The organism is Pseudogracilibacillus sp. SO30301A, from assembly GCF_037072025.1.
In the GTDB taxonomy this organism is placed as follows: domain Bacteria; phylum Bacillota; class Bacilli; order Bacillales; family Amphibacillaceae; genus Pseudogracilibacillus.
Genome location: NZ_JAXHDD010000097.1, coordinates 1 through 6,856 on the forward strand (window position 1 = coordinate 1; position 6,856 = coordinate 6,856).

5 protein-coding genes and 1 pseudogene are annotated in these 6,856 nt (G+C 32.3%); 2 read left to right on the forward strand and 4 right to left on the reverse strand.

Annotated elements, in window-relative coordinates:
- Window positions 1-151 precede the first annotated feature (151 nt).
- From SPD89_RS22125 to SPD89_RS22135, 3 genes are read right to left on the reverse strand one after another with little or no spacing between them, the layout of a single operon-like run.
- A complete protein-coding gene (locus SPD89_RS22125; protein WP_336264105.1) occupies window positions 152-445 on the reverse strand; it encodes an AzlD domain-containing protein in 294 nt (97 codons plus the stop codon).
- 3 nt (window positions 446-448) lie between these two features.
- Window positions 449-1,162 carry an AzlC family ABC transporter permease gene (locus SPD89_RS22130; protein WP_336264107.1) on the reverse strand — a complete coding sequence of 238 codons (714 nt, stop codon included), beginning with the start codon at window positions 1,160-1,162 and terminating at the stop codon, window positions 449-451.
- Window positions 1,149-2,690, reverse strand: a complete 1,542-nt coding sequence (locus SPD89_RS22135) for a class I SAM-dependent methyltransferase (RefSeq protein ID WP_336264108.1) — start codon at window positions 2,688-2,690, stop codon at window positions 1,149-1,151. Before SPD89_RS22135 ends, SPD89_RS22130 begins: the two co-directional genes overlap by 14 nt.
- Window positions 2,691-2,801: 111 nt before the next feature.
- On the opposite strand from SPD89_RS22135, the gene SPD89_RS22140 reads away from it, so the two are divergent.
- Window positions 2,802-3,407 carry a helix-turn-helix domain-containing protein gene (locus SPD89_RS22140; RefSeq protein WP_336264109.1) on the forward strand — a complete coding sequence of 202 codons (606 nt, stop codon included), beginning with the start codon at window positions 2,802-2,804 and terminating at the stop codon, window positions 3,405-3,407.
- A gap of 1,151 nt (window positions 3,408-4,558) precedes the next feature.
- On the opposite strand, the gene SPD89_RS22145 is transcribed toward SPD89_RS22140, so the two are convergent.
- Window positions 4,559-5,248 carry an ArsR/SmtB family transcription factor gene (locus SPD89_RS22145; protein ID WP_336264111.1) on the reverse strand — a complete coding sequence of 230 codons (690 nt, stop codon included), beginning with the start codon at window positions 5,246-5,248 and terminating at the stop codon, window positions 4,559-4,561.
- Window positions 5,249-5,339: 91 nt separating this feature from the next.
- Here SPD89_RS22145 and SPD89_RS22150 point away from each other — a divergent pair.
- A pseudogene (locus SPD89_RS22150) lies at window positions 5,340-5,811 on the forward strand (DinB family protein).
- Window positions 5,812-6,856 lie beyond the last annotated feature (1,045 nt).

The window sequence follows — 6,856 nt, forward strand, 5'->3', positions numbered from 1 at the left end:
GTTAACAACAAATTCATTCTCTAAAATGCTCATTTCCCATAATCTCCAGTGTTCATCACCATTTTTTTCTCGAGTCTCTTAGTAATCCTTCTTTTATAAAACCAGCCTTTTCATATAGGAAATAGCAAATCCATACTTCTGAATGTATAAATTATGATAGAAGATATGCTGTCATAATCGAACCTATAATCACAAACAAAATATGGAGACGAAAATAAGCTAACACAACTGCAAAAATCCCACCAATTAATCCTACCAAAGGGTCTTGTTCATTTACTGTAAGTATCCCAGGGTATATTAAAGCAGCCAAAGCTGCATAAGGAACATATTTCAACCAGTTTTCAAGCCAGTTGGGTATAGTAAAGCGCCCAATAATAAACACAGGAATAAGACGGAAGATATACGTGACAATGGCCATTCCAACTATAGTAAGAGATACCAACACTTTTTAATCCTCCTCTATTTTTATAAAAATTCCAAGTGCGCTTCCTAAAATTGTAGCGAGAACAATTGACCATCCATCATTTAAAAACAAGCTAAAAAAATAGCTTAATAGAGCACTAGGTATGACAATTAAAATAAGTTTCCAAGAGTTACGAATTGCGGGAATTAATAATCCAATAAACATAGCATACAAAGAGATTCCCATTATAGAACTAATAGATGGAGGTATAAAATTAGCTAACAAACCACCTATTAAAGTACCTAAAACCCAAGTGATATAGGAAGCAAATATTAGACCACTTAAAAACCAACCTGAATTTCTGTCTTTTAATGATGCTACTGCAAATGTTTCATCAGTAATACCAAAAGATAGGATAGCTTTCATACTAACTGGCAAAAAATTAATTTTATTCATTAAAGACATACTCATAATCATATGTCTTAGATTGAGAACAAGAGTGGTAAGGATGATGGTAGTACTAGCTGCTCCTGCTAACATCATATTGATACCAACGAATTGACTTGCCCCTGCAAAAACCAGTATCGACATTAGTAAAGTATGATATAATGAAATCCCAGATTGGCCCCCGAGCATACCAAATGTGATTGAAATAGGCACATATCCTATAATAATTGGAGTGGCAGCTACAATCCCCTCCCATAACATTTTTTTGTTATGATTAGCAGGTGTTTCTTGGCTTATTTTAACTTCGCTCATAATCCGCCTCTTTTCTAAAAGCAAATACATGGGTCCCACCATTAAATTCGTCATTTCCCATAGTAGAGTATATTTTTTGATGATTTAATAACGTAAATCCGCATGAATTTGCCAATTCACAAAAACGTTGAGGGTAGGTTTTCTGTTCTACCTCATAATCAATTCCTGCTAAGAGAGCTTCTAATTCAAGTAACTGTAACCTATAAAAAGCAGCCTCTGGATGTGATACACTATTGTGCCATTCTATAGTATGAACTTTATGATATAGTTCATTACAAAGGTTCACAGTTTTAGCAAGTTCATTATGATATGCCGAATAGATAATCACAGGTACATAATTTTCAAAAAGGTTGATTAAGCAAGCTTCTTCTTTTGTTAACCCTTTCATATAGGTTTCATCCGGATGAATCAGTAAATTTTTCATATAAGTTGTATGATGTATAATTAAATTTCTTTTTCTCTCTTCTTTAGAACTGTAAGGAGAAATAAATTCATCAGAAATTAATAAAACCCCATTTTCTTTTAATAATTCGTTTGCTTTCTGAAACAAAAAGAAAGTATTAAAATGGTGAGAAGCTCCTGTTGACATGATAATAGGCACTTTATTAGGTAATTTAACATCCAAGAAGCTATTTTGCTCTATTGTCACTCTAGACTGATACAAGGATATATTTTCTTTTAAGTATGAGAAGGCAACTGGACTAGGTTCCACTGCATGAACCTTTAATAAAGGTAAGGCTTCTAATAACATTACCAGTGAGGTTCCAGGCCCTGTACCAAAATCAATAATATGATCGGTTTCAGATTGATATTCGGGATAATATGATTCTATTAAGTTTATGAGTGCTACAGTCTGTTTTGCGTATGCTGGATGAACTAATTCAAAATAATTATAGGAATCTACATCTATTCGATCCTCAAACATTAAATTATCGTTTTTATCTTTTATTGCCTTTTGATTTTTAGGACGTACCAAGCTATATTCGTTTATAAATTTTTTAGGAACTGTAGGTTTACCTTGTAAAGTTAGTAATTCCGAAGCAAGGGTACTAGTCAACAAATGAGGTTCTGACGCCAGTTCAACTAATAAAGAAATGAGTTCACTGTTTAGATTTTGATTTGTTAAATCGTCAAGGAAAATGGCTTTTTCTTTTATTGAGGAAGCATTGGCAAAGCTGTTTAATTGTTGCTGTGTGTTTTGTTTCTTGCTATGATTTAATTTATATCCTTTATCTTTATAAACCGATATTAATGTAATATAATTAGGATTAAAATCAACAATAAAATAATCTACCTTCCATTCAAAAAAAGGTACATCTTCTATCTCTGAAATACAACTTTTAATAATTTTTTTGGTTTCTGAATCTTTTAAATTTCGATGATAAAAATTCAAACAGTCAACTTCTAATCCATTCTGTACTTCTATCCAAGACTGAAGGATTAACTTTTTTGTCTGTTCAAGAGACATCGTTCCAATATTATAAAAATTATTTATTTCCCTTTCCAATAATACAGTGGATTTTGTCATGATATATCCCCCTTTTTATTTAATGGTATATTATATTTATCTAAAAGTATATTTTATTATAACTTTAATGTCAATCTTATTTGAATTTTTTACAATTAGGAGGTTTTAAACATGGATTTTATAAATGAGGAATTCAGGAAGAAAATGGGTAATTTAATTAGAGATAATAGAGTTAAAAATGGATGGAGTATTGAGGAGTTAGCTGAAAAGACAGGAATAAGTAAAATAACTTTAGGTCAAATTGAAAGAGGTAAATCAAACAATCCTACTTTATCTGTTATATGGAAAATATCCGAAGGGCTATCTATCCCAATAACTAAATTGTTATCTTTTAATAGTAATATTTCAATTATGAAACGAAACAATCAACTAAAACTTGTTGATAATGAAAGTAATTTTATTGTTGAGCCGCTATTTAATTCAAATGAGCATAATTTTTTCGAAACATATATTGGGCACCTACAACCAAATAGTCGATATCTTTCTGAACCCCACCCTAGTGGGGTAACTGAATACATTACTGTAATTGAGGGCACCTTAAAAATACACATAAACGATAAAATCGAGCTGTTGGAAATGTATGATTCAATACGTTTTGATGGTAATTGCAAACATATCTACGCTAATCCTGAGAGTTCTCGTACTATCTTATATTTTGTCATGAGCTATGGTTCTCATCCAAACAACGAAAGTATTTTATTTCACCCTGATAATTAACTTTTCCTAAAAAAATAATAGTGTAGCTATCTGTATTAATTAGGAAATTATTGATGACATTATTATATTGATTTAGGAAGACTAAGAAAGTGCCGACTGTATAAACGGTATATATTATGGCTCAGTTAGAATGGGAATATGTAATGCAGAAAGATAGACTATTTGAATTAATAAGCACTCTTACTCTTTCAAATTTTAGAATGAGAAGGGTGCTTTTTTAGGTTATAGAGCCTCATTTATTTATGGTAGTGAAATAAAGTCATGTGGGAGAATATTTGTCTGGCAGACAAGTTGTGTTTCAACTTTTATATTCCAAAATATAAACTAGTTATCCACAGAAAAATGTTTCCTACCAAAATCCAACGAAAAAACCCTACCAAATTATTTTTTTGGCAGGGTTTTGGCAGGGAACTATTTTTTTAAAATCATTTTATCCATATTAGGTTAGGAAAAATCCTTATAAATAGGCGTTCTCTCTTCAAATTAAGTTGTATTCTTACTCCCACTCAGTACTTCGCCAATACAATATAGTGCAATATCGTTGATATGATAGGATTTAAAGAAATATCAAAAACAATAAAAACTTATAAATTGAAATAAAGTGTGCCACGACTGTGCCACGGATTTTAATAAATCACAAAGCTGGAATGAGAGATCATTTCGGCTTTTTCACTCATTTTAAAGAGTGATATTAGAAAGTGTTCAAAATCGACTTTTCTTATAATAGATCAAAGGACATGGTACTGATGATTAAAAGACGATGTAACTTTTGAATTTTACAAACCAAATGCCTCCAAAGGACATGGTTTTTAAACGAAATTGCTCAAATAGGTCAAATAAAGGCTGCCCAGTGCGGCGTGCGAAGCGAAAGCCGCCATGCTGGGCTAAGCCTGCGTGGCGACAGCCACGCCTTACCCCCCATTTCTAACAGGGGGGTAGAAAAACATTTGGAAACAGTTTCTAAAGTCAAAAAATCCTGATGGCGCAAAGGTTTGAAGCATATTACAAGAATGTCAACTTTTACACTTTAGTTGACATCTTTTTTATTGGGAAGAATGCACATGAATCAAATACCTTTGTATCAACAATTAAAGAAAAAACGAACCTACAAGACCTTTTCCATAGAAAGAGAGCACCCAATTTATCCCACATTACAACTGTTCTACATTTATACCTAAGGATTCAAATGCCTTTCCACCTTCTTTAGTCACCTTCACAGCTCGATCAGGAAGTTTTTCAATCCAATGTCGGTCTAACAACCGCATTAAAACAGCATTTCCTAAAGCCCCTGCAAGGTGGTAGCGTCTTTCGCTCCAATCCAGACATTTTCTAGTAAAATGTCTCCTTTCTTTTCGTAAAGAATCAAGATTAATTTCAAAGCCGTGAAAGTACTTTTCTCCCTTATCCGTTACAATAAAATCATTCTGAGCTTCAATGATATATCCATTATCAATGAAAGCGCCAGTTAAAGCTACTCCAAGTTCCCCAGCCAAGTGATCATAACAAGTGCGAGCAATTTTAATTTTTTTTGCACGTGAGGAATCATTCAATGATTTGATATGTGCAGGAGGTGCAATAACTGTCAATGTTTCTATCGCTTGAGCAACATCCGTATTTGCTAGGCGAAAGTAGCGATGACGACCGTGTTTTTCTACATGAATCAGTTCTCCTTCAACCAATTTCGACAGATGACCACTGGCTGTTTGTATTGTAACATTCGCTTTCCTTGCTAATTCGGTTGCTGGAAGACCATCAAGTCCCATAAGAGCATCTAACATGGCAGCTCTTGATGGATCAGCCATTAGTTTTGCAACATATGAAAAATCCGGTCTACTTCCCATTACCATCCTCCTATAAACATTTATACTTCGACTATAACCGAAGTTTTTACATGTTACAATAATATTAATACATTTGAGAGGAGATAGAACAATGAATGTAACCGATTTACTTGTTTTAAATTTTGAAGAAGTTCGCCGTCGAAGTATAAAAGTGTGGACATCAATTCCCGATAATATATTATCTTGGCGTCCAGACCCAGAAGCAATGACGTGTAGTGAAATGATTAGGCATGTCCTAGAAGGAGAATATCTTTATCATCATGTTCTTATAGAAGGGGGTAGTGCAGGCTTATCAAATTTAGCTAATCCTTTTGAAGGGAAGAGATTTACGACGGTGAATGATGAACTTACATTTTCAAAACCTCATCGAGAAAATTTCTTAAATTATATTAAAACACACTAACGATTTAATAAATATACATATAGATCGTGCCGATGTAGGTTATGTAAGGACACTTGGCGATATGCTATTACGGATTGCTTATCATGAATCAGTTCACACAGGACAACTTCTTGATTATTTACGTACAGCTGGAGTTAAGAGACCGAATATATGGGATTAGTTTTTCTATCTTGTTAAACTGTTGATACGAAAAGAATAACACAAATCAGATGTGTCTGAAATGTGTAGTCCAATTTTATTGTCTTTTTCAATTAGACACCTATTGGAAAACTGTTGGGAAGTTCGTTGAATAAACACTTCCCAATATGCAGTGAATCCATATTCTTATTAAACATTAATTCCAATAATCATATCATCTCTCATTTATTAGCCGATTTCCCTACGCATACGTATAAAAGTTTCATTTATTATATCGCGCATTAAAACGGAAAATTCAGCCTACAAAGGGGATAATAAATATTTTTCAGTCGTATGAAGTAAATTTGCAAATGAAAAATAATGAATTACTTTGGGGTGGCAATTATAAAATCATTTTTTTATATTGAGTTAAATAAGCCATGATAAGAGACACCACTTATTTCTTTTCTAATAAATAAGTGGTGTGTTTCTATACATATTAAATGCACTAGATTATTTTCATTCTACAATCATCCAGTTCCTATCTTTCTCTAAAATCAATTCATACTGTGAAAATTGTGTTGCTTTTGTTTTCTCGTCTAAAAATTATATTGTTCCCCACACATTAATTTTATTCCCATTTCTCAAAAACTTGATTAATCAATTCCGAAAGCGAATTTGTTTAGGCTCGAATAGCATTTAAGTTTATCGAGCTTTTTTCAGTTTTTTAAAGAATACGTTTCTCCTTTTGACAAAATATACAGTCCCTCTTGTAATTAGAGTGCAAGATAAAAATAAATTGCAGTTATTTGAACCTATGTAAATAAAAACTTTTATTACTTTTTTTATAAATCATGCAACAAATCAACCATTTGTGTTGGGACTAAGTATAAAGAGAGGTGAAAAAACCATTTTTCTTCTTATGTCCATCCCCATTTTTTATCTTCTTGCTTTGTGTACAGAAGAATTCATTTTTCACAAGTTGTTTTGTAAAAAAATAATGATTTAAAAAGTGCAAGTTTAAGTGCCGTCCTAATTTATGGTAGTTCCGAGTATTGTTTATTTTCTGTTTATTTATATTTATTTAT